Origin of the sequence: Brevundimonas sp., from assembly GCF_035998205.1 — a bacterium.
Classification (GTDB): Bacteria; Pseudomonadota; Alphaproteobacteria; order Caulobacterales; family Caulobacteraceae; genus Brevundimonas.
The window spans coordinates 109,072-128,551 of record NZ_DASYHT010000005.1 but is presented as its reverse complement, the minus strand read 5'-3'; the positions used below and the strand labels follow the sequence as shown (position 1 = coordinate 128,551).

Here is a 19,480-nt window from a genome sequence, read left to right as displayed (position 1 = left end):
GGACGGGGCGATCACGAGCGCGGGAGGGCCTCGACATGCGATTCCTTCAACCTGTTCGAATGGCGGACGACAGCGGCGGTCCGGTCTGGACCCGGGCCAAGCGGCACAAGGGCGGCGGCGTGCCTGTGGTGGGCCTGATCGTCGGGGCCCTGGCCCTGCTCGGCGCGGCGACGGCCGGTCTGGCGATCAAGGAGCGGTCGTTCGCCGGGGCCGGCGCGACCCTCGACGGGGCCCTGGCCGCGGTGATCGACTTCGGCCGCGGTCTGGTCGGCCAGGCCGGCGAGGAGGCGACCGAGGCCGCCGACGAGACGGCGCAAGCCGCCGAAGCCGCCGCCGAGAAGGCCGCCGCGGCGGCGTCGGCCGGGGCCGAGGCGGCCCGCGACGAGCTGACCACCACGCCGTGACGACCGGGGGGAACGCGGCGGGCGTCCAAGCGTTGCCGTCCGGATGAGCCCTGCCGCCGACCCCGAAGCCCCGATCCTCGATCCGGCGGCGACCCGACCCCTGACGCCCCACGTGGCGCTGCGGTCCGTGACCCTGCTGGTCAACCCCCTGTCCGGCTCGACCGGGCCCGGGGCGGTCGAGCGCGCCACCGCCCTGCTGGCGGCCTGGCCGCTGGAGTCTCGCGTCATCGCCCTTGAGGGCGAGAACCTGGAAGCGCAGATCGGCGCGGCCCTGGCCGAGAGGCCGGACCTGCTCGCGGTGCTGGCGGGGGATGGCACGGCCCGGGCTGCGGCCGGGCTGGCCGGGCCGGACGGGCCGCTGATCGCCCCCCTGCCCGGCGGCACCATGAACATGCTGCCCAAGGCCCTGTACGGCACGACCGACTGGGTCGAGGCCCTGACGCGGACGCTCGAGTCGGGGGCGCCACAGGACGTCAGCGGCGGCGACATCGACGGCCACACCTTCTATTGCGCCGCCATCCTCGGCTCGCCGGCCCTGTGGGCCCCGGCGCGGGAGGCGGTGCGCAAGGGGCGGCTGGACCTGGCCTGGTCCCACGCGCGCAAGGCGCTGAGGCGCGCCTTCGGCGGGCGGGTGCGCTACCGGCTGGATGGCGGCCCGGTGCGGCGGGCCGAGGCGCTGGCCCTGCTCTGCCCGCTGATCTCCCGCGCCCTGCACGAGGCGGAGGACGGGCTGGAGGCGGCAGCCCTGAGCCCGACCGACGCCGCCGAGGCCTTCCGGCTGGCCTATCACGCCCTGACCAGCGACTGGCGCCACGACCCTTCGGTGCTGACCGCCAAGGTGCGCAGCGCCCGCGTCGAGGCGCGCTCGCGCATCCCGGCGGTGCTGGACGGGGAGTCCGTGCTGCTGGCGCCGCGCGCCCGGGTGCGCTTCACGCCGCGGGCCTTCCGCGCCCTCGCCCCGCGCCCGTCGGCGGATGAGACGCAGGTCTGATGCGCCGGCTGCTGCAGTTTTCCGACGTGCACTTCGGGGTCGAGCATGCGGACGCCTGCGCCGCGGCCCTGGACTACGCCCGCACGGCGACGCCCGACCTGGTGCTGGTCACCGGCGATGTCACCCAGAAGGGTCTGCCGGCGGAGTTCGCCGCCGCGGCCCGCTGGATCGCCGCCCTGCCGGCGCCGGTGTTCGTCACCGTCGGCAACCACGACGTGCCCTACTACGACCTGATGGCGCGGCTGTTCTGGCCGTGGCGGGCGTTCGAGACCGTGATCGGCCATCCGGCGCACGACCACGAGCACCGCGGCGAGGGGGTCATGGTGCGCGGGGTGACCACCGCCCGCGGCTGGCAGGCCCGGCTCAACTGGTCCAAGGGGGTGATCGACCTGGAGCAGACCCGGCGCGCCGCCGCGGCGCTCGCGGCCGCCCCGACCGGGGACCTGCGCATCCTGGCCTGCCACCATCCCCTGATCGAGATGGCCGGGGCCCCGATGACCGGGGACGTGCGGCGCGGCGACCGGGCGGCGCGCATCTTCGCCGAGGCCGGGGTCGATCTGGTCATGACCGGCCATGTGCATGTGCCCTTCGCCCTGCCGATCCGGCGCGGCGACGGCTGCTCCTATGCCGTCGGCTGCGGCACCCTCTCGCGGCGGGAGCGGGGAACGCCGCCCAGCTTCAACCGGGTGGAGTGGGACGCGCACGCCATCACGGTGACGGCGGTGGCCTGGATCGACGGCCGGTTCGTCGATCATGAGACGTGGCGGCTGCCGCGCCGGCAGGACACCCGCCACGCCGAAACCCGTCCGGCCACGCCCGACGTCGACGCCGCCATGACAACAGCCGCCGTCTGAGGAGACGGCGGCTGTGTGAAGCCATGCGGGGGTCACGACCGTTGGGCTAGACCCGCGGGCTGCCCCGGCCGCGCAGACCGCCGGCCACGATCGACACGACGAACAGGATCAGGGCGATCACCGCCACGAACTTGGCGATCTCGAAAGAGAAGTTGGCGATGCCGCCGAAGCCGAGCACGGCGGCGACGAGCGCGACGACAAGAAAGATAATGGCCCAGCGAAGCATGGGAGCCCTCCGTTGTTGATCAGCAAGGCGGCGAAGACTTGCCGACCTTGCCGATAACAACGGTTCCGCTTGCCGAGGGTTCCGTCGCGGTGCGGCTTAACGGCGCCGACGGGGCCCGCTCTGCTCGGTGAAGGCGGCGGCGACCATGGTGGCCAGCGCCGGGTTTCGCAGGAAGATGAAGCCGCCGGCGAGGGCGGCGGCGACACCCAGGATCGGGCGCTGACGGAACAGCTGCACGGCCCGGGCGCCGAGGCCGAGCGGCTCGTCGTCCTCTTCCGGATCATCGTAACCCCCGGCCTTGCCGAGGAAGACCGCGCCGATGATCCCCGCCAGGGCGGCGAAGGTCAGGGCGGTCAGGGCCGCGGCGGCGAGCGGGGTCACCACCAGCTGCAGGGCGTAGAAAACGGTCGCCCCGAGGCTGACGATGACGACGAAGGCGCAGCCGGCGACGGCCAGCGCCGCCGCCAGACGCTTCACCAGCCCCTTGCCGACCATCAGTGACGCCGGCCCGCGAGCAGCAGGCCGATGACGACGCCGACGCCAAGCGCAATGGCGGTCGATTGCATCGGGCGCTCCTGCACCCGCTCGACCAGATAGCGCTGGGCCTCGTCGAGGCGCTCGGCCGCCTCGTCATAGTATTCGCGGCCGCGCACGCGGGCGTCGTCGTAGTAGACGCGGGCCTTTTCGCGGGCGACCTCGGCCTTCTCGCGCAGGGCGGCCTCGGCTTCGGCGGCCCTGGCGCGCAGACGGGCGCTCTCCTCGCGGCCGACGCTCTTGAGGTCCTCCTTGAGGGCGTTCAGGTCGGTCTTGACGTCTTCCCGGGCCTTGGACGTGGGCATGGTGCGCTCCTGCAGAAAGCTGTGCGATCCCTGATCTAGGGGACCCCGTGGCCGAACGCCAGACGGTGGCCGCTTGTTCCGCCCCGTCGCGGCTGATCGACAGCCGGACAGGCCAGCGCCGGACCGAAACCGGCCGAGTTGGACGCCGTCCAACTCGGCTCAGATTTCGGTCCAGTTTCAAGCGAGAGCCTGATTCACGGCATCGATGGACTCGCAAGGCGATTCCATCTCAGCCGATCAGGCTCTAAGCCTTGGGACATGAGCGCCTGGCTGTTCGATCCCGCCCCCGTCCCCGCCCTGCCGATCGTCGGCGAGACCCGCCGCTTCCCGGTGCGCCGCATCCTGTGCGTCGGCCAGAACTACGCCGCCCATGCGCGCGAGATGGGCGCGGCGCGGGCCGAGCCCTTCTTCTTCGCCAAGCCGGGCGACGCCCTCGTGCCCGGCGGCGGGGCCGTGCCCTATGCGTCGGCGACGGCCAACCTGCACCATGAGGTGGAGCTGGTGGCGGCCATCGGCCCGGGCGGGACCATCGCCGGCTGGGCGGTCGGCTGCGACCTGACCCGGCGCGACCTGCAGGCGGCGGCCAAGACGGCGGGCCGGCCGTGGGACGCGGCCAAGGGCTTCGACCACTCGGCCCCGTGCGGGGCCCTGACCCTCGGCGCCCTGCCCGATCCGGACGGCGAGATCCGGCTGACGGTCAATGGCGAGACGCGCCAGGCCGGGCGGCTGTCGGACATGGTGTGGAGCCCCGAGGAGATCGTGCGCGAGGCCGGGCGGCTGTGGCGGCTGGCGCCCGGCGACCTGATCTTCACCGGCACGCCGGAGGGCGTCGGCCCGGTGCGCCCGGGCGACCGGGTCGAGTGCCGCATCGCCGGCCTGGCCCCGCTGGACCTCGAGATCACGGAGGCGGCGGCGTGATCCTGCACGGCTACTGGCGCTCGGGCACCAGCTATCGCACCCGCATCGCCCTCAATCTCAAGGGGCTGACCTATGCGCAGGCGGGGGTCGACCTGCGCACGGGGGCCCAGCGCTCGGACGCCTTCCGGGCGCTGAATCCGCAGGGGCTGGTGCCGGCGCTGGAGGTCGGGCCCGAGCAGGGCGGGCCCGTCGTCCTGACCCAGAGCCCGGCCATTCTCGAATGGCTGGAGGAGGCCTTCCCGACCCCGCCGCTGCTGCCCGCCGCGCCGGCGGACCGGGCCCGGGTGCGGGCCATGGCGGCGGTGATCGGCTGCGACATCCATCCGCTCAACAACCTGCGCGTCCTGACCGCCCTGCGCACGACCTTCGGGGCCGACCAGGCCGCGGTCGACGCCTGGGCGGCCAGCTGGATCGCGCCGGGCTTCACGGCGCTGGAGGCGCTGGTGGCGCGCGACGGCGGCGACTGGTGCTTCGGCGACGCCCCGACCCTGGCCGACTGCTATCTGATTCCGCAGGCCTATTCGGCGGCGCGCTTCGGGGTGGCGATGGACGCCTGGCCGCGGCTGGCGGCGATCGTCGCCCGGGCCGAGGGCCATCCGGCCTTCGCCGCCGCCCATCCGGACCGCCAGCCGGACGCCGGTCCGGCGGCCTGAAGCCGCGCGGGGACGCCGGAAGAACCGGCGTTCGGTAACTTCTCGTCAGGGTCTCGGAAGCCTCCCCTTAAACTTTGCCGTGCACGGTGCGGGGGTGACCAAGCCCGCACGCCCGAATCCCGCTGAACGCCTGTGCGTCGCCCTGGCGTCGACAGGAGGTCGCGCCGGCGCCGCCCTGACCGAGGATGTGGCGCGGCCGCTGCTGGAGACGGCCGCCGCCGCCGGGGTTCGCCGGGTGACCTCGCGCCCGCTCGGCGACGTCGAGCGCGCGCTGGGCCAGGCCTGGCCGTTTCCCAGTCCCTTCAAGGTGGACGCCTGCACCGCGCCGCTGGCCGAGGGGCTGGACCGGGTCGAGGCCCGCGCCCGCCGCTCGCTTGAACGCATGGGCCTGCCGCGCGGCGAGACCCTGCTGGTCAGCCGCGCCGCCGACCTGGCCGGAGCCGAGGGTCGCGCCCTGTGGGACCGGCTTGAGAAGCTGAAGGCCCAGGGCCTGTACCGCCGCATCGGCCTGTGCGCCGGGCCTGAAGATGCGCCCGAACTGCTGAGCCGCCGCTTCGCCCCGGACGTGGTGCGGCTGCCGTGCAATCTGCTGGACCAGCGCGCCCTGCGCAGCGGCGGGATCGAGAGTCTCGTCGACGCCGGCATCGAGGTGCAGGTGTCGGCTGTCTTCGCCCACGGCCAGCTGTTCTCCGGCGGCGACGCCGCGGCCGGCCACACCCCCGGCCTGTCGCGCACGCGCCGGCGGCTGGCGGAGGCCCGCATGGACCCGATGCAGGCGGCGCTGGGCTTTGCGCTCAGTCTGCCGGGCGCCCCGGTGCTGGTGGTGTCCTGCGCCTCGGCGGCGGAGCTGCGCGCCATGCTGGCGGCGGTGCACGCCGGCGGCCGCGGTCCCGGCCCCGACTGGGCCGAGTTCGCGCTGGAGCCGGCGGCCGCCGAGGCCCTGACGGACCCGGCGACCGCCTTTGCGGCCTGAGCGTCCCTAGAAGCTCAGCCGCACCCCGAGATAGGCCGACCGGCCCGGTTCGCCGTAGCCGCGCACCTGCTGGTACGCCTCGTCGGTCAGGTTGATGACCCGGGCGGTCAGCTCGATCTCGTCGGTCAGCCGCAGCCGGCCGGTCAGGTCGGCGACGACGAAGCCGTCGCGCGGCCCGGCCGGATCGACCGCCTCGCTCTCGCCGCGCACGATCAGGTCGAGCCCGCCGCGCGCCCCGGTCCAGCCGAGGCGGGCCGAGCCGGTGTGCTCCGGCACGCGCGCCAGCCGGGCCCCGGTGACGGCGTTGACCGCATCGGTCGCGGCGTACGCCAGCGTCAGGTCGAAGCCGGCCGGCAGCACCGCGCGGCCTTCCAGCTCGATCCCCTCGCTCTCGGTGCGGGCGAGGTTGACGTAGACGCTGTCGAAGATAACCGGATCGAAGACGTAGGTGATCTGGTCCTCGACTTCGAGCCGGTACGCCGTGATCCGGCCTTCCAGCCGGCCGTCGCCGGAGCGCCAGCCCAGCGCCACCTCGCCGCCCTCGGCCGTCTCGGCGCGCAGGCGCGGGAACGGATTGGCCGAGAAGCAATAGTCACAAAGGGCCTGGCTGAGGCTCGGGGCCTTGAAGCCCGTGCCCCAGGCGCCCGACAGGATCAGGCCGGCGGGCAGGCTCCAGGCCGCCGAGAGGCGTCCGGTGGTCTCCTCGCCGAAGTCGTCGGTGGCGTCGTGGCGCAGGGCCGCGGTCAGGTTCAGCCCGGTCAGCACGGCCCAGCGGCCGGTGACGAAGGCCGAGGTGGTGGTCAGGGTCTCGTCCGCGCCGGTCGAGATCGAGCCGGTCGAGGCGTCGTGCTCGACCCCGCCGACCACGGCGAGACGGTCGCCGAGCTGCCCTTCCGCCTGCCAGCGCCAGATCGTGCGGTCGGCGACGAAACGGCTGGGGAAGGCCGAGACCGTGTCGCGCTCCAGATCGAGGCCGGAGACGCTGAGGCGGTGCTGCAGCCCGGCGGCGGCGAAGCTGACCCCGGCGACGCCCGACCAGCTGCGGCTGGCGATGCGGTCAGCGGTGTCGGCCAGCACGAAGCGCGGGGCCGGGAAGCCGTCGATGTCGGCGTCCAGGTCGCTGTAGCGCAGACTGCCGTCCAGCTGCACCGGCCCGAGGTCGCGGCGCGCCTTGAGCCCGGCGGTGACGCTGACCATGCCGTCGGTCTCGACATTGCCGTCGCGGGCGTCGGCGGCGGAGACGCCGTCGGTCTCGACCCGCGAGACATAGGCCGACAGGCCGCCCGTCTCGCCGTAGCGGCCGGCGGCGAGGCGGCCGCGGCGCGTGCCGAGGCTGCCGGCCTCGGCCTCGAGGTCGATGCCGTCGACCTCGGCGGTGATCAGGGCGATGACCCCGCCGATGGCGTCCGAGCCCCACAGGGAGGACTGCGGCCCGGACAGGGTCTCGACCCGCGCCACGCCGGCCAGGTCGAGCCCGCCGAAGTCATAGGCGCCGTTGACCTCGGCCGGGTCGTTGACCGGGGCGCCGTCGATCAGCACCAGGGTCTTGCCCGGGGCGGCGCCGCGGATCCGCACCTGGGCGACGCCGCCGAACGGGCCGGCGCGGGTCACGGTCAGGCCGGGGATGGCGGCGAACAGGTCGGTGGCCAGCACCGCGCCGCGCCGCTCGATCTCGCGGCGGTCGACCACCCGGGCGCCGGGGGTCTGCAGCTGCAGGGCCGGCAGGCGGGTGGCGGTGACCACCACCTCGGCCACTTCGGTGGCGTCGTCGGCGGGGTCAGGGTCCTGGCCGAACGCCAGGCAGGGGGAGGCGAGCGCCGACAGGGCGGCGCTGACAAGCAGAAGGCGTCTCATGGACGATCCTCGTTCAGGGCCCGGACTCGCGCGGGTCCGGGCAGGTTGAAGCGCGCGCCGACCCGCCCCCCGGAGCGGGGCTCCAGCGGACGTCGCGAAGGTCGGGTCGCTTCGACGGATCGATCCCGTGTCACTGTCTGGTCCCGGACAGGCGACGAGCGACGTCGGCGGCCAGGTCTCCTGGCTTGCGGGTCATCGACCGGTCGTCCTCGCCTTCCCGGTCGTCCGGCCGGGCGCACCCGGTCGGCCTTCCAGTGACGCCGCATCGCCCGAAGGCGGCGCGGGGCGGACGGCGGTCTCGCCGCCTACAGTTGCGGGCACAGCCGCGGTGTTCGACCGCGTTCCCTTAACCGCCTGCCGGCCTTGTGGCAGGCGTCGGGGGGCGGGGCAAGCGGGCGGGGGGCAGGACGATCAGGCCGCCCAGCGCGGCAGGTCGGAGGGCGGCGGCGCGTAGCCGGAGTCGATCAGACCGTTCTGGGCCCGGGTGATGGCCCCGCCGATCTGCAGGAACAGCACGCCGGCGAGGATATGCAAGGCGAGGCTGAGGATCATGGTCGCGTCGGCCATAATCAGCGAGGCGACGGTGGCGCCTGGAACTTCCAGATAGCGGGCTGTCGCGCTGGCGAGCCCGCCGATCAGCACCAGCCCCCACCACCAGCGCAGTGCTGCGGGGTCCGGCTGCCCGAGCCAGCGGTCCGGCGATTTGCTGGAGCGCCACAACTCACTGGTCACGGCATAGGGTTTGATCAGGGAGAGGACGGGAATGAAGAAAAAGGCCACGGCCCAGGCCGGCGTCGTCCGGACTCCGCGGACGAGGCTTCGCGCGTTGCGGACCGACCGCTGATACCAGATCAGGGTCAGGATCGCGGCGACGACGTAGGTCGCCAGCAGAACGAGCAGGGCGATGGCGTAGACGGGGACCCACTCCACGGGCAGGAACTCCTCTAACCCGCCCCCTCCGTTGACGGTCGCGTCCGGCGAAAGGCCCTGCAAGGCCCAGAGCCGCCAGCCGTGAAGGGTGGCGACTACAAGACCGGCGGCCATGAACAGCACGGCAAACGTCTGCAGCGCGCCCCAGAGGCCTCGGGTCGTTCTCTGACCGCCTGACGTCGCCATCCGGATAGCCCCCTCCGCCTTTCTCGCCTCATGATTGTCCGAACTCGCCCGGCCCGCAAGCCGCTTGAGCGGGGCGACGGTATCCGTCACCTTCCGGCGCTCTCATGAACGCCCCTGTCAGCCCTGCCCTCCCCGCGGCCGCCGAGGCCGTCTCGCCGATGATGGCCCAGTTTCTGGAGGCCAAGGCGGCGCATGCGGACAGCCTGCTGTTCTTCCGCATGGGCGACTTCTACGAGCTGTTCTTCAGGGACGCCGAGGTGGCGGCGGCGGCGCTGGGCCTGACCCTGACCAGGCGCGGCAAGCACCTGGGCGAGGACATCGCCATGGCCGGGGTGCCGGTGCACGCCATGGAGGGCTATCTCGCCCGTCTGATCCGGCAGGGCTTCAAGGTCGCCATCTGCGAGCAGACCGAGGACCCGGCCGAGGCGAAGAAGCGCGGCTCCAAGGCGGTGGTGCGGCGCGAGGTGGTGCGGGTGGTGACGCCCGGCACCCTGACCGAGGAGTCCCTGCTGGACGCGCGCGGGGCCAACCGGCTGGCGGCGGTGGCGCTGGTGCGCGGCGCGGCGGCGGTGGCGGTGGTGGAGCTGTCCTCCGCCGAGGTCGAGACCGTGGCCTGCGCGCCGGAGGCCCTGGCCTCGGTGCTGGCCGCCTTCCGGCCCAGCGAGGTGCTGGCGCCCGAGCGGCTGTTCGCCGATCCGCTGGCGCGGGCGGCGCTGGACGCCAGCGGCGGGGCGGTGCAGGCGCTCGCCCAGGCCCTGGCCGAGCCGTCGGGGGCCCAGGCCCGGGCCGAGCGGCTGTATGGCGTGCGGGCGCTGGACGGCTTCGGGGCCTTCGCCCCGGCCGAGGTGGTCGCCCTGGGGCTGCTGGCGGCCTATCTGGAGAGCACCCAGGCCGGGCGCCTGCCGCCGCTGAAGCCGCCGCGCCGGGCCGGGGAGGCGGGCTTCCTCGCCATCGACCCGGCCACCCGCGCCAGCCTCGAGATCGACCGCACCCAGCGCGGGACGCGCGAGGGGTCGCTGCTGGCCTGTATCGACCGCACCGTGACCGCCGGCGGGGCCCGGGCGCTGGCCGAGCGGCTGGCCCGGCCGCTGACCGATCCGGCGCGCATCGCCGCCCGGCTGGACGCGGTGGACTGGTTCGTCGCGCGCCGCGACCTGCGCCGCGACGTGCGGGCGCTGCTTGGCGGGGCGGGAGATCTGGCGCGGGCCACGACCCGGCTGGCGCTGGGCCGCGGCGGGCCGCGCGACCTGGCCGCCGTGCGCGCCGCCCTGACCGCCGGCGAGGCGCTGGCGGCGCGGATGCTGGAGGGGGCCGGGCCGCTGGCCGCCGCCCCGGCGGAGATCGCCGCGGCGCTGGACGCCCTGACGCCGACGGCGGAGACCGGGGCCCTGCTGGCCGAGCTGCGCGCCGGTCTGGTCGAGGGGCCGCCGCATCTGGCCCGCGACGGCGGCTTTGTCCTGCCGGGCCATCGGCCCGCGCTGGACGAGGCCCGGACCCTGCGCGACGACAGCCGCAAGGTGGTGGCCGAGCTGGAGGCGCGGGCGGTGCAGGCCTCCGGCGTGCCCTTCAAGGTGCGCCACAACGCCGTGCTGGGCTATTTCCTCGAGGCCACGGCGAAGGCGGCCGAGCCGCTGCTGCGGCCGGACGGGTCGCGCGACCCGGACAGCCCCTTCATCCACCGCCAGACCCTGGCCAACCAGGTGCGCTTCACCACGGTGGAGCTGTCCGAGCTGGACGCCCGCATCACCCAGGCCGGGCACCGGGCGCTGGCGCTGGAGCTGGAGGCCTTCGAGGGCTGGCGCGGCCGGGTCGAGGCGCTGGGGCCGGCGCTGGGGGCGGCGGCCGAGGCGCTGGCGGCGCTGGACGCCCATGCGGCGCTGGCGGAATGGGCCGAGGAGACCGGGGCGGTGCGCCCTGTCGTCGACGACAGCCTGGCCTTCGAGGTCGATGCCGGGCGCCACCCGGTGGTCGAGGCGGCGGTCAAGGCCGAGGGCCTGCCCTACACCCCCAACCCCTGTCGGCTGGACGGGGCCGGGGCGCTGGGTCACCGGCTGGCGGTGGTGACCGGGCCGAACATGGCCGGCAAGTCGACCTTCCTGCGCCAGAACGCCCTGCTGGTGATCCTCGCCCAGGCCGGGGCCTTCGTGCCGGCGGCGTCGCTGCGGCTGGGGGTGGTGGACCGGCTGTTCAGCCGCGTCGGGGCCGGGGACGATCTGGCCCGGGGCCGCTCGACCTTCATGACCGAGATGGTCGAGACCGCGGCCATCCTCAGCCAGGCCACGGCCCGCAGCTTCATCGTGCTGGACGAGATCGGCCGGGGCACGGCGACCTATGACGGCCTGGCCATCGCCTGGGCGGTGGCCGAGAGCCTGCACGAGATGACCCGCGCCCGCACCCTGTTCGCCACCCACTATCACGAGCTGGCCGAGCTGGAGGCGCGGCTGGCCCATGTCGGCAACCTGTCGATGCAGGCGCGGGAGTGGAACGGCGAGCTGGTGTTCCTGCACGAGGCGCGACCGGGGGCGGCGGACCGCTCCTACGGGGTGCAGGTGGCGCGGCTGGCCGGGGTGCCGCCGGCGGTGGTCGAGCGGGCGCGCGAGGTGCTGGCGCGGCTGGAGGGCGAGGCCCGGGCGCAGGCGCGGCTGGACGACCTGCCGCTGTTCGCCGGCGCCGCCGCCGCGGCCCCCGCAGCGGTCTCCGCCGGCCCCTCGCCGGTGGAGCGGGCGCTGCAGGAGGTGCAGCCCGACGACCTGACCCCGCGCGAGGCGCTGGAGCTGATCTATCGGCTGAAGCGACTGACGACTACGTAAAACTACGTATGCCTTCGGTGGGGTAACCTTAATACGCAAACGCCTACCCCGGAGCGTATTGGTCCGAATCCGGGGTCTCTCATGTCGCTGACGTCGATGTCCCTGTCCACCAAGACCGCCCTGATGGTGGTCCTCTCGCTGGGCGTCCTCGCCCTGGCGATGATGGGCGTCACCGCCACCCTGGTGCAGCGTGACGCCGAGGCCCGGGCCGAGGAGCGGCAGGAAGCCAACATGCGCGTCGCCTGGGACGTGCTGAACGACTATGGCGACGGCTATCGTGTCGAGAACGGCGTGCTGCTGGTCGGCGACACGCCCCTGAACAACAATTTCGCGCCGGTCGACAGGATCAAGGGCCTGGTCGGCGGCACCGCCACCGTCTTCATGGGCGACATGCGGGTCACCACCAACGTGATGAAGCCGGACGGGAACCGCGCCGTCGGCACGCCGCTGGCGCGGGGGCCGGTCCATGACGCCGTGCTGGGCCGCGGCGAGCCCTACCGTGGCCAGGCCGACATCCTCGGCCGCCCGTTCTTCGTCGCCTATGATCCGATCAAGAATGCCGGCGGCGAGGTCATCGGCGTGCTCTATGTCGGCATTCCCAAGGCCGACTTCATGTCATCGGTGAACCAGCTGCTGGTCTCCCTGTGGATCGCCGCCACGGTGGTGGCGCTGCTCATCGTCGGCGCCGTGCTGTGGCTGTCGCGCCGGATGTTCTCGCCGCTGCAGGGGCTGTGCGACCGGATGGAGCGGCTGCGCGCCGGCCAGACCGACATCGACGCCCCCTGGGCCGGGCGCAAGGACGACATCGGCCAGATCAGCCGGGCGCTGCTGGCCTTCCGCGACGCCGCCGCCGAGCGGGCCCAGATCGAGGCGGAGGCCCAGGCCGCGCGCTCGGGCGCCGAGTCCGAGCGCGCCGCGACCGAGGCCGAACGGCGTCGCCTCGCCGAGGAGGACGCCACCGTGGTGGCCGCGCTGGGCAAGGGTCTGGCGGCCCTCGCCGCGGGCGACCTGACGCACCGCATCGAGGTCGAGTTCGCGCCGCGCAGCCGCCAGCTCAAGACCGACTACAACGCCGCCGTCACCGCCATGGGCGAGACCCTGCGCGAGGTGGTGGAGCGCATCGCCACCATGCGGTCGGGCGCCATGGAGGTGTCCGGCGCCGCCGACGACCTGTCGCGCCGCACCGAGCGTCAGGCCGCCAGTCTGGAAGAGACCGCCGCGGCGCTGGACGAGATCACCGCCACCGTGCGCCGCGCGGCTGAAGGCGCGCGCACCGCAGCCGACATCACCGCCGCCGCCCGGGAGGGCAGCGAGGCCCGCAACGCCACGCTGGAGGAAACCCGCCGGGCCATGGAGGAGATCGAATCCTCCTCCTCCAAGATCGGCCAGATCATCGGGGTGATCGACGAAATCGCCTTCCAGACCAATCTGCTGGCCCTCAACGCCGGGGTCGAGGCGGCCCGGGCCGGCGAGGCCGGTCGCGGCTTTGCCGTCGTGGCCACCGAGGTCCGCGGCCTGGCCCAGCGCTCGGCCGAGGCGGCGCGCGAGATCGGGGCGCTGATTTCGGCCTCGACCCAGAACGTCGAGGCCGGGGCCCGGCTGGTGGCCCAGACCGGCGACACCCTGAAGGGGCTGCTGGGCCAGGTGGCCGAGATCAACACCCTGGCGGCCGAGATCGCCGCCTCCTCGCAGGAGCAGGCCCTGGGTCTGGCGGAGATCAACACCGCCGTGAACCACATGGACCAGACGACCCAGCAGAACGCGGCCATGGTGGAGGAGACCACGGCGGCGACGCAGGCGCTCAGCGACGAGGCCGACCGTCTGGCCCAGCTGGTGTCGCGCTTCCGTCTCGACCGCCCCGGCGGGCGCGCCGGGATGACCGCCGAGGCCGCCTGATCCCGGACGCGACGGCGGGACGGCGCATTCGCCGGCCGTTTTGCGCTATGCTGGGCCGATGACCGCTTCCCTCCCCGGGCCGGATGACGACCTGGCCGCCGCCGCGACGGCGGCCAATCCGCGCGAGGCTGTGGCCGCCCTGCTGGCGGCGCGGCACCAGGCGGCGCGGGCGCGGGTGTTCCGCCGGCTGGAGGCCGGGGCCGGCGGGGTCGAGGTGGCCCGGGGCCTGTCGGCGGCCGCCGACGAGATGATCGGCCAGCTGTGGGCCTTCACCACCGGGGTGCTGTTCCCGGCCCCGAACCCGACCGAGGCCGAGCGGCTGGCCGTGCTGGCGGTCGGCGGCTACGGCCGCGGCGTCCTGGCCCCCTTCTCCGACCTCGACCTGCTGTTCCTGCGCCCGTGGAAGACCACGGCGCGCACCGAGTCGGTGGTCGAGTTCATGCTCTATGTCCTGTGGGACCTGGGGCTGAAGGTCGGCTCGGCGGTGCGCTCGGTGGACGAGAGCCTGTCGCTGGCGCGGCAGGACATGACCATCCGTACGACGCTGCTGGAGGCGCGGCCGCTGGTCGGCGACGCCGCCCTGGCGGCGACCCTGCTGGACCGGTTCCGGCAGGAGGTGGCCCGCAGCGATCCGCGCCCCTTCATCGCCGCCAAGCTGGCCGAGCGCGACCAGCGCCACCAGAAGGCCGGGGCGGTGCGCTACAAGGTCGAGCCCAACGTCAAGGACGGCAAGGGCGGGCTGCGCGACCTCAACACCCTGTTCTGGATCGCCCGCGGCGTGGCCCCCGAACGCGGCCACGACTTCGAGACGGCCGGGGACGACAGCCGTGACGAGTCCGGCGACCGGGTGCTGGAGGGGCTGCTGACCCCGCGCGAGCGGCGCACCTTCGCCTTCGCCTTCGACTTCCTGTGGCGGGTGCGGGCCCACCTGCATCTGGCGGCCGGCCGGGCGGCGGAGACGCTCAGCTTCGACCTGCAGCCCGAGGTGGCGCGGCGCATGGGCTGGCGCGGCCGCGGCGACGAGCCGGCCGTGGAGCGCTTCATGCGCCGCTACTTCCTTGTGGCGCGCGACGTCGGCGCCCTGACCCGGGCGATCAGCGCCAAGCTGGAGGCGCGCCAGCAGAAGCCGGCGCTGGGGCTGTCGCGGCTGCTGCCGAAACGCGCCCGCCGGCTGGGGGGGGAGGGCTTCGTGGCCGAGGCCGGCCGCCTGTCTGTGACCGGGCCGGAGGTGTTCGAGGCCGATCCGGTGCGACTGCTGGAGCTGTTCGTCACCGCCGACGCCGAGGACCTGGACCTGCATCCGGACGCCTATGCGGCGGTGATCCGGGCCCTGCCGCGGGTGAGCCCGGCCCTGCGGCGCGATCCGCGCGCGGCGGCGGCCTTCCTGCACGTGCTGGCGCACGGGCAGAATCCCTACCGGGTGCTGACCCTGATGAACGAGACCGGGCTGCTGGGACGCTTCCTGCCCGAGTGGGGCCGCATCGTCGGCCAGACCCAGTTCAACATGTACCACGCCTATACGGTCGACGAGCACACGCTGCAGGCCATCCGGGTGATCGCCGACATCGCCGCCGGGCGGCTGAACGACGACCATCCGCTGGCCTCCGAGATCGTCCACCGCATCGCCGACCGTGAGGCCCTGTTCCTGGCCATGCTGCTGCACGACGTGGGCAAGGGCGGCGAGCGCGGCCAGCTGGAGGACGGGGCCATCGCCGCCCGGCGCGCCTGCGAGCGGCTGGGGGTCGACGCCCGGCGCATCGAGCAGGTGGTGTGGCTGGTGCGCCATCACCTGGCCCTGTCCGACTACGCCCAGAAGCGCGACGTGTCCGACCCGGCCACGGTGCGGGCCTTCGCCGAGCTGGTCGGGGACCCGGAGCGGCTGCGGCTGCTGCTGGTGCTGACAGTGGCGGACATCCGCGCCGTCGGGCCGGGGGTGTGGAACAGCTGGAAGGGCCGGCTGATGCGCGACCTCTACGCCCAGGTCGAGGCCCTGTTCCGCGGCGAGTCCGTGGCCCGGGCCGATCCCCTCGCCGAGCATCCCGGCCTGCTTGAAGCGGCGCAGGCGACGGGGGCGGCGGTCGAGGTGCGCGCCCCCGGCGCCCGGCCGCGCGGCCCCGCGGACGCCGACGAGAGCGCCCACGTCACCGAGGTGGCGGTGGCGGCGCGCGACCGGCCGGGGCTGTTCGCCGACCTGGCCGAGGCCCTGGCCGCGGCCGGGGCCGATGTCGCCGGAGCGCGGGTGGCGACCACCGATGACGGCTGGGCGCTGGACGTGTTCCTGATCCAGGACGGGGCGGGGGCGCCGTGGGGCCAGGCCGAGACGCGGCGCCTGCCGGGGCTGAAGGCGGCGCTGCAGGCGGCGGCGCTGGGCCGGCGCCCGGCCCGCGCGGCGGAAACGACGCCGCTCAGCCGCCGCCGGGCCGCCTTCGAGGTGCGGCCGGTGGTGATGATCGACACCGAGACCAGCCCGCGCGCCACGGTGATCGAGGTGTCCGGGGCCGACCGGCCGGGGCTGCTGGCGGATCTGGCGCGAACCCTGACCGGGCACGAGGTGTCGATCCGCTCGGCCCATATCGCCGGCTATGGCGAGCGGGCCGTGGACAGCTTCTATGTCACCGACGCCGAGGGGCGGAAGCTGACCTCCGAGGCCACCCTGGACCGGTTGCAGACGGCGCTGGAGGCGGTGCTGGAGGACGGCCCGACCCTGCCGGCCGGTCCACCGTTGATCCGGGCCCGGGCCAGCGCCCGCGACATGTCCGACCTGAAGCGCCGCCGCCGCCGCCGCCCGGCCGTATCCAGCGTCGCCGAAGCGGGGTAAGGGCATTCCACTCCGCTGGACGCCCCGATGAGCCTCGCCCGCAACACCCTCGTCCAGTCGACCCTGATCCTGGGCAGTCGCCTGCTCGGCTTCGTGCGCGACCTGTTCCTCGCCGCCCGCTTCGGCCAGGGCCCGCTGATGGACGCCTTCACCACGGCGCTGATGCTGCCCAACCTGTTCCGGCGGCTGTTCGCCGAGGGGGCCTTCGCCCAGGCCTTCGTGCCCCTGTATGGCGAGGCGCGCGAGCGCGACGGCGAGGCCGCGGCGGCGCGCATGGCGTCGGAGACGGCGGCCTTCCTGATGGCCTTCGTCGCGGCCTTCTGTCTGCTGCTGCAGATCCTGATGCCGTGGCTGATGCCCCTGCTGTTGTCGGCCTATCGCGACGACCCGGAGACCCTCCGGCTGGCGGTGATCGCCACCCAGCTGGCCATGCCCTACCTCGCCTGCATGTCGCTGGCCTCGCTGCTGTCGGGGGTGCTCAACACCGCCGGCCGTTTCGCCCTGTCGGCGGGGGTGCCGGTGCTGCTCAACCTGTGCACCCTGATCCCGCTGGCGGCGCCGATGTTCGGTCTCGACTGGCGGCCGGAGACGATCCTGCTGCTGACCAGCGCGGCGGTCACCGTCTCGGGCGTGCTGCAGGCGGGGCTGCTGTGGTGGGGCGTGCGCCGGCTCGGCGTGCGGCTGCGGCTGCATCTGCCGCGTCTGACCCCGGCGGTGCGCAAGACCCTGAAGATCGCCATCCCGGGCGCCCTGGCCGGCGGCGCCATGCAGCTGAACAGCGTGGTCAGCCAGATCCTGTCGGGCTCGGACGAGGGGGCCCGCTCGGTGCTCTACAACGCCGACCGCCTCTACCAGCTGCCGCTGGGCCTGATCGGCGTGGCCATCGGTCTGGCGCTGGTGCCGCGGCTGACGCGGGCCTTCGTCACGGGCGACGAGGCCGGCGGCCAGCGCACCCTCGACGACGGCGTGGCCCTGGCCATGGCCTTCACCCTGCCGGCGGCGGCGGCCCTGTTCGTCATCCCCTTCGTGCTGATCGACGCCACCACCACCCGAGGGGCCTTCACCTCCGGGGACGCGGCGCGCACCGCCGAGGTGCTGCGCCAGTTCGCCTGGGGGGTGCCGGCCTTCGTGCTGGCCAAGGTGCTGACCCCGCCCTTCTTCGCCCGCCAGGATACGCGCCGGCCGATGCGCTACGCGGTCATCTCGGTGGTCGCCAACATCGCCCTCGGCGCGGCCCTGTTCTTCGGCCTCAAGGCGCTGGGCGCGGACGGGGTGATCGGCCTGGCCATCGCCACCAGCGCCGCGGCCTGGCTCAACGTCGGCCTGCTGGCGGCGACGCTCGTGCGCGAGGCGGTGTGGCGGCCCTCGCCGGCGCTGGTGGCGCGGCTGGCCCGGGTCGGGCTGGCGGTCGCGGCCATGGGCGCGGTGCTGTTCGCGGCCAGCGTCAACTACGCCGCCCTGTCGGCCCTGCTGACCAAGGAGGTGGCGGTTGTCGCCACGGTCGCGGCCGGCGGGCTTGTCTATGCGCTGGCGGTCGTGCTTTTCCGGGCCGCCACCCTCTCCGAGCTCAAGTCGGCCCTGCGCCGTGAGCCCGGCGGCCCCCCGACTTCCGGACTGGACTGATGACTGAACCGACCTCCCCGCCGCCCGCGTATCAGGGCCCGCGCCGCATCCTGTCCGGCATCCAGGCCTCCGGCGCCCTGCATCTGGGCAACTATCTCGGCGCCCTGAAGCGCTTCGTGGCCCTGCAGGGCGAGGGCGCGCCGGTGTTCGTGTTCGTCGCCGACCTGCACGCCATCACCGTCTGGCAGGAGCCGGAGAAGCTGCAGGCCCAGACGCGCGAGATCGCCGCGGCCTATCTGGCCTCGGGGCTGGACCCGGCCCGGTCGGTGATCTTCCCGCAGTCGGCGGTGCCGGCCCATGCCGAGCTGGCGTGGATCTTCAACTGCGTCGCCCGGCTCGGCTGGCTGGACCGGATGACCCAGTTCAAGGAGAAGTCGGGCAAGCACAAGGAGCGGGCCTCGGTCGGCCTCTACACCTATCCGGTGCTGCAGGCGGCGGACATCCTGCTCTACAAGGCCACCGAGGTGCCGGTCGGCGATGACCAGAAGCAGCACCTCGAGCTGACCCGCGACATCGCCGCCAAGTTCAACACCGACTTCAATGCGCCGGGCTTCTTCCCCCTGCCCGAGCCGGTCATCCAGGGGCCGGCCACCCGGGTGATGAGCCTGCGCGACGGCCAGGCCAAGATGTCCAAGTCGGACCCGTCGGACCAGAGCCGCATCAACCTGACCGACGACGCCGACGCCATCACCGCCAAGATCAAGAAGGCGCGCACCGACCCGGAGGCCCTGCCGGAGACGGTCGAGGGGCTGGAGGGCCGGCCCGAGGCGCGCAACCTGGTGTCGATCTATGCGGCCCTCGCCGACCAGACCCCGGCCGAGGTGCTGGCCCGCTTCGGCGGCCAGGGTTTCGGGGCCTTCAAGCCGGCCCTGGCCGAGCTGGCGGTGGAGTCCCTGGCCCCGGTCACCGCCGAGATGCGCCGGCTGATGGCCGACCCGGCCGAGATCGACCGGGCCCTGGCCCGCGGCGCGGAACAGGCGGCGGAAATCGCCGAGGCCACCGTGGCCGAGGTCAAGGACCTCGTCGGCTTCTGGCGCAAGCCGTGAGCCTGCACACGGCCGAGGTCAGCTGGAGCCGCGGCGACGCCGCCTTCCTCGATCACGGCTACAGCCGCGCCCATGTCTGGCGCTTCGACGGCGGGGCGGAGGTCCCGGCCTCCTCGGCCCCGACCAGCGTGGCGCCGCCGCTGTCGGACCCGTCCGCTGTTGATCCAGAGGAGGCGCTGGCCGCCGCCGTGGCCAGCTGCCACATGCTGTTCTTCCTGGCGCTGGCGGCGAAGGCGGGGTGCGTCATCGACCGCTACGACGACCGGGCCGAAGCCCTGCTGGAGCGGGACGACCGCGGCCGCATGTCGGTGACGCGGGTGACGCTGCGCCCGCAGATCGTCTGGAGCGGACCGGCGCCGGACGCCGGAACCCTCGCCGGGTTCCATGAGCAGGCGCACCGGCTCTGCTACATCGCCAATTCGATTCGCGGCGAGGTGGTGGTCGAGGGCTGACGGCGCG

Annotated in this window: 17 protein-coding genes and 1 riboswitch; of the genes, 12 read left to right on the top strand and 5 right to left on the bottom strand. The window is 74.0% G+C overall.

Features of this window, described 5'->3' with window-relative positions; translation table 11 throughout:
• Positions 1-59 precede the first annotated feature (59 nt).
• Genes VGN74_RS07875 through VGN74_RS07865 form a run of 3 tightly spaced genes read left to right on the top strand, consistent with a single transcriptional unit; the run spans position 60 to position 2,249 of the window.
• Positions 60-404: a hypothetical protein gene (locus tag VGN74_RS07875; protein WP_327446860.1), complete on the top strand. Its 345-nt coding sequence runs from the start codon at positions 60-62 to the stop codon at positions 402-404.
• A gap of 43 nt (positions 405-447) precedes the next feature.
• Positions 448-1,395 (top strand): diacylglycerol/lipid kinase family protein, encoded by a 948-nt coding sequence (locus VGN74_RS07870; RefSeq protein WP_327446858.1) that lies wholly within the window; start codon positions 448-450, stop codon positions 1,393-1,395.
• Positions 1,395-2,249 (top strand): metallophosphoesterase, encoded by an 855-nt coding sequence (locus VGN74_RS07865; RefSeq protein WP_327446856.1) that lies wholly within the window; start codon positions 1,395-1,397, stop codon positions 2,247-2,249. Before VGN74_RS07870 ends, VGN74_RS07865 begins: the two co-directional genes overlap by 1 nt.
• 46 nt (positions 2,250-2,295) lie before the next feature.
• Here VGN74_RS07865 and VGN74_RS07860 read toward each other — a convergent pair whose 3' ends face one another.
• From VGN74_RS07860 to VGN74_RS07850, 3 genes are all read right to left on the bottom strand, one after another.
• Positions 2,296-2,475, bottom strand: coding sequence for a DUF1328 domain-containing protein (locus VGN74_RS07860; RefSeq protein WP_327446854.1), 180 nt, complete (start codon positions 2,473-2,475; stop codon positions 2,296-2,298).
• A 96-nt stretch (positions 2,476-2,571) separates the two neighbouring features.
• Positions 2,572-2,970: a hypothetical protein gene (locus VGN74_RS07855; protein WP_327446853.1), complete on the bottom strand. Its 399-nt coding sequence runs from the start codon at positions 2,968-2,970 to the stop codon at positions 2,572-2,574.
• Entirely contained in the window at positions 2,970-3,314 is a 345-nt protein-coding gene (locus VGN74_RS07850; protein WP_327446852.1) for a DUF883 family protein, read from the bottom strand. The genes VGN74_RS07855 and VGN74_RS07850 overlap by 1 nt, the downstream gene beginning before the upstream one ends.
• Before the next feature lie 258 nt (positions 3,315-3,572).
• Here VGN74_RS07850 and VGN74_RS07845 point away from each other — a divergent pair, with 258 nt between their 5' ends.
• From VGN74_RS07845 to VGN74_RS07835, 3 genes are all read left to right on the top strand, one after another.
• Positions 3,573-4,232 carry a fumarylacetoacetate hydrolase family protein gene (locus VGN74_RS07845; RefSeq protein ID WP_327446851.1) on the top strand — a complete coding sequence of 220 codons (660 nt, stop codon included), beginning with the start codon at positions 3,573-3,575 and terminating at the stop codon, positions 4,230-4,232.
• Complete coding sequence (gene maiA, locus VGN74_RS07840) at positions 4,229-4,885, top strand: maleylacetoacetate isomerase (RefSeq protein WP_327446850.1); 657 nt, start codon at positions 4,229-4,231, stop codon at positions 4,883-4,885. The genes VGN74_RS07845 and maiA overlap by 4 nt, the downstream gene beginning before the upstream one ends.
• A 94-nt stretch (positions 4,886-4,979) precedes the next feature.
• The gene (locus tag VGN74_RS07835) at positions 4,980-5,858 is read left to right on the top strand and encodes an aldo/keto reductase (protein WP_327446849.1); all 879 of its coding nucleotides are present in this window, start codon (positions 4,980-4,982) and stop codon (positions 5,856-5,858) included.
• 6 nt (positions 5,859-5,864) lie between these two features.
• Here the strand turns inward: VGN74_RS07835 and VGN74_RS07830 are convergent, their stop codons facing one another.
• Together VGN74_RS07830 and VGN74_RS07825 are read right to left on the bottom strand one after the other, a co-directional pair.
• Positions 5,865-7,712 carry a TonB-dependent receptor plug domain-containing protein gene (locus VGN74_RS07830; protein ID WP_327446848.1) on the bottom strand — a complete coding sequence of 616 codons (1,848 nt, stop codon included), beginning with the start codon at positions 7,710-7,712 and terminating at the stop codon, positions 5,865-5,867.
• Positions 7,713-7,885: 173 nt separating this feature from the next.
• Positions 7,886-8,059, bottom strand: a riboswitch (cobalamin riboswitch).
• Between the two features lie 64 nt (positions 8,060-8,123).
• Complete coding sequence (locus VGN74_RS07825; protein WP_327447700.1) at positions 8,124-8,756, bottom strand: DUF4328 domain-containing protein; 633 nt, start codon at positions 8,754-8,756, stop codon at positions 8,124-8,126.
• A gap of 176 nt (positions 8,757-8,932) precedes the next feature.
• Between VGN74_RS07825 and mutS the strand changes: the two genes are divergently transcribed.
• The 6 genes from mutS (at position 8,933) to VGN74_RS07795 (ending at position 19,473) form a co-directional block, all read left to right on the top strand.
• Positions 8,933-11,638 carry a DNA mismatch repair protein MutS gene (gene mutS / locus VGN74_RS07820; protein ID WP_327446847.1) on the top strand — a complete coding sequence of 902 codons (2,706 nt, stop codon included), beginning with the start codon at positions 8,933-8,935 and terminating at the stop codon, positions 11,636-11,638.
• A gap of 81 nt (positions 11,639-11,719) precedes the next feature.
• The gene (locus VGN74_RS07815; RefSeq protein ID WP_327446846.1) at positions 11,720-13,534 is read left to right on the top strand and encodes a methyl-accepting chemotaxis protein; all 1,815 of its coding nucleotides are present in this window, start codon (positions 11,720-11,722) and stop codon (positions 13,532-13,534) included.
• Between the two features lie 58 nt (positions 13,535-13,592).
• Entirely contained in the window at positions 13,593-16,352 is a 2,760-nt protein-coding gene (gene glnD, locus VGN74_RS07810; protein WP_327446844.1) for a [protein-PII] uridylyltransferase, read from the top strand.
• A gap of 27 nt (positions 16,353-16,379) precedes the next feature.
• Positions 16,380-17,975 carry a murein biosynthesis integral membrane protein MurJ gene (murJ, locus tag VGN74_RS07805; RefSeq protein ID WP_327446842.1) on the top strand — a complete coding sequence of 532 codons (1,596 nt, stop codon included), beginning with the start codon at positions 16,380-16,382 and terminating at the stop codon, positions 17,973-17,975.
• Complete coding sequence (gene trpS, locus VGN74_RS07800; protein ID WP_327446840.1) at positions 17,975-19,021, top strand: tryptophan--tRNA ligase; 1,047 nt, start codon at positions 17,975-17,977, stop codon at positions 19,019-19,021. Before murJ ends, trpS begins: the two co-directional genes overlap by 1 nt.
• On the top strand, positions 19,018-19,473 hold the full coding sequence (locus VGN74_RS07795) for an OsmC family protein (protein ID WP_327446838.1): 456 nt from the start codon (positions 19,018-19,020) through the stop codon (positions 19,471-19,473). Before trpS ends, VGN74_RS07795 begins: the two co-directional genes overlap by 4 nt.
• Positions 19,474-19,480 lie beyond the last annotated feature (7 nt).

Bases quoted from the DNA above. Each gene is read 5' to 3' on its own strand.
- VGN74_RS07875 (WP_327446860.1), top strand. From the start codon at position 60: ATGGCGGACGACAGCGGCGGTCCGGTCTGGACCCGGGCCAAGCGGCAC.
- VGN74_RS07870 (WP_327446858.1), top strand. From the start codon at position 448: ATGAGCCCTGCCGCCGACCCCGAAGCCCCGATCCTCGATCCGGCGGCG.
- VGN74_RS07865 (WP_327446856.1), top strand. From the start codon at position 1,395: ATGCGCCGGCTGCTGCAGTTTTCCGACGTGCACTTCGGGGTCGAGCAT.
- VGN74_RS07860 (WP_327446854.1), bottom strand. From the start codon at position 2,475: ATGCTTCGCTGGGCCATTATCTTTCTTGTCGTCGCGCTCGTCGCCGCC.
- VGN74_RS07855 (WP_327446853.1), bottom strand. From the start codon at position 2,970: ATGGTCGGCAAGGGGCTGGTGAAGCGTCTGGCGGCGGCGCTGGCCGTC.
- VGN74_RS07850 (WP_327446852.1), bottom strand. From the start codon at position 3,314: ATGCCCACGTCCAAGGCCCGGGAAGACGTCAAGACCGACCTGAACGCC.
- VGN74_RS07845 (WP_327446851.1), top strand. From the start codon at position 3,573: ATGAGCGCCTGGCTGTTCGATCCCGCCCCCGTCCCCGCCCTGCCGATC.
- VGN74_RS07830 (WP_327446848.1), bottom strand. From the start codon at position 7,712: ATGAGACGCCTTCTGCTTGTCAGCGCCGCCCTGTCGGCGCTCGCCTCC.
- VGN74_RS07825 (WP_327447700.1), bottom strand. From the start codon at position 8,756: ATGGCCGCCGGTCTTGTAGTCGCCACCCTTCACGGCTGGCGGCTCTGG.
- mutS (WP_327446847.1), top strand. From the start codon at position 8,933: ATGAACGCCCCTGTCAGCCCTGCCCTCCCCGCGGCCGCCGAGGCCGTC.
- VGN74_RS07815 (WP_327446846.1), top strand. From the start codon at position 11,720: ATGTCGCTGACGTCGATGTCCCTGTCCACCAAGACCGCCCTGATGGTG.
- glnD (WP_327446844.1), top strand. From the start codon at position 13,593: ATGACCGCTTCCCTCCCCGGGCCGGATGACGACCTGGCCGCCGCCGCG.
- murJ (WP_327446842.1), top strand. From the start codon at position 16,380: ATGAGCCTCGCCCGCAACACCCTCGTCCAGTCGACCCTGATCCTGGGC.
- trpS (WP_327446840.1), top strand. From the start codon at position 17,975: ATGACTGAACCGACCTCCCCGCCGCCCGCGTATCAGGGCCCGCGCCGC.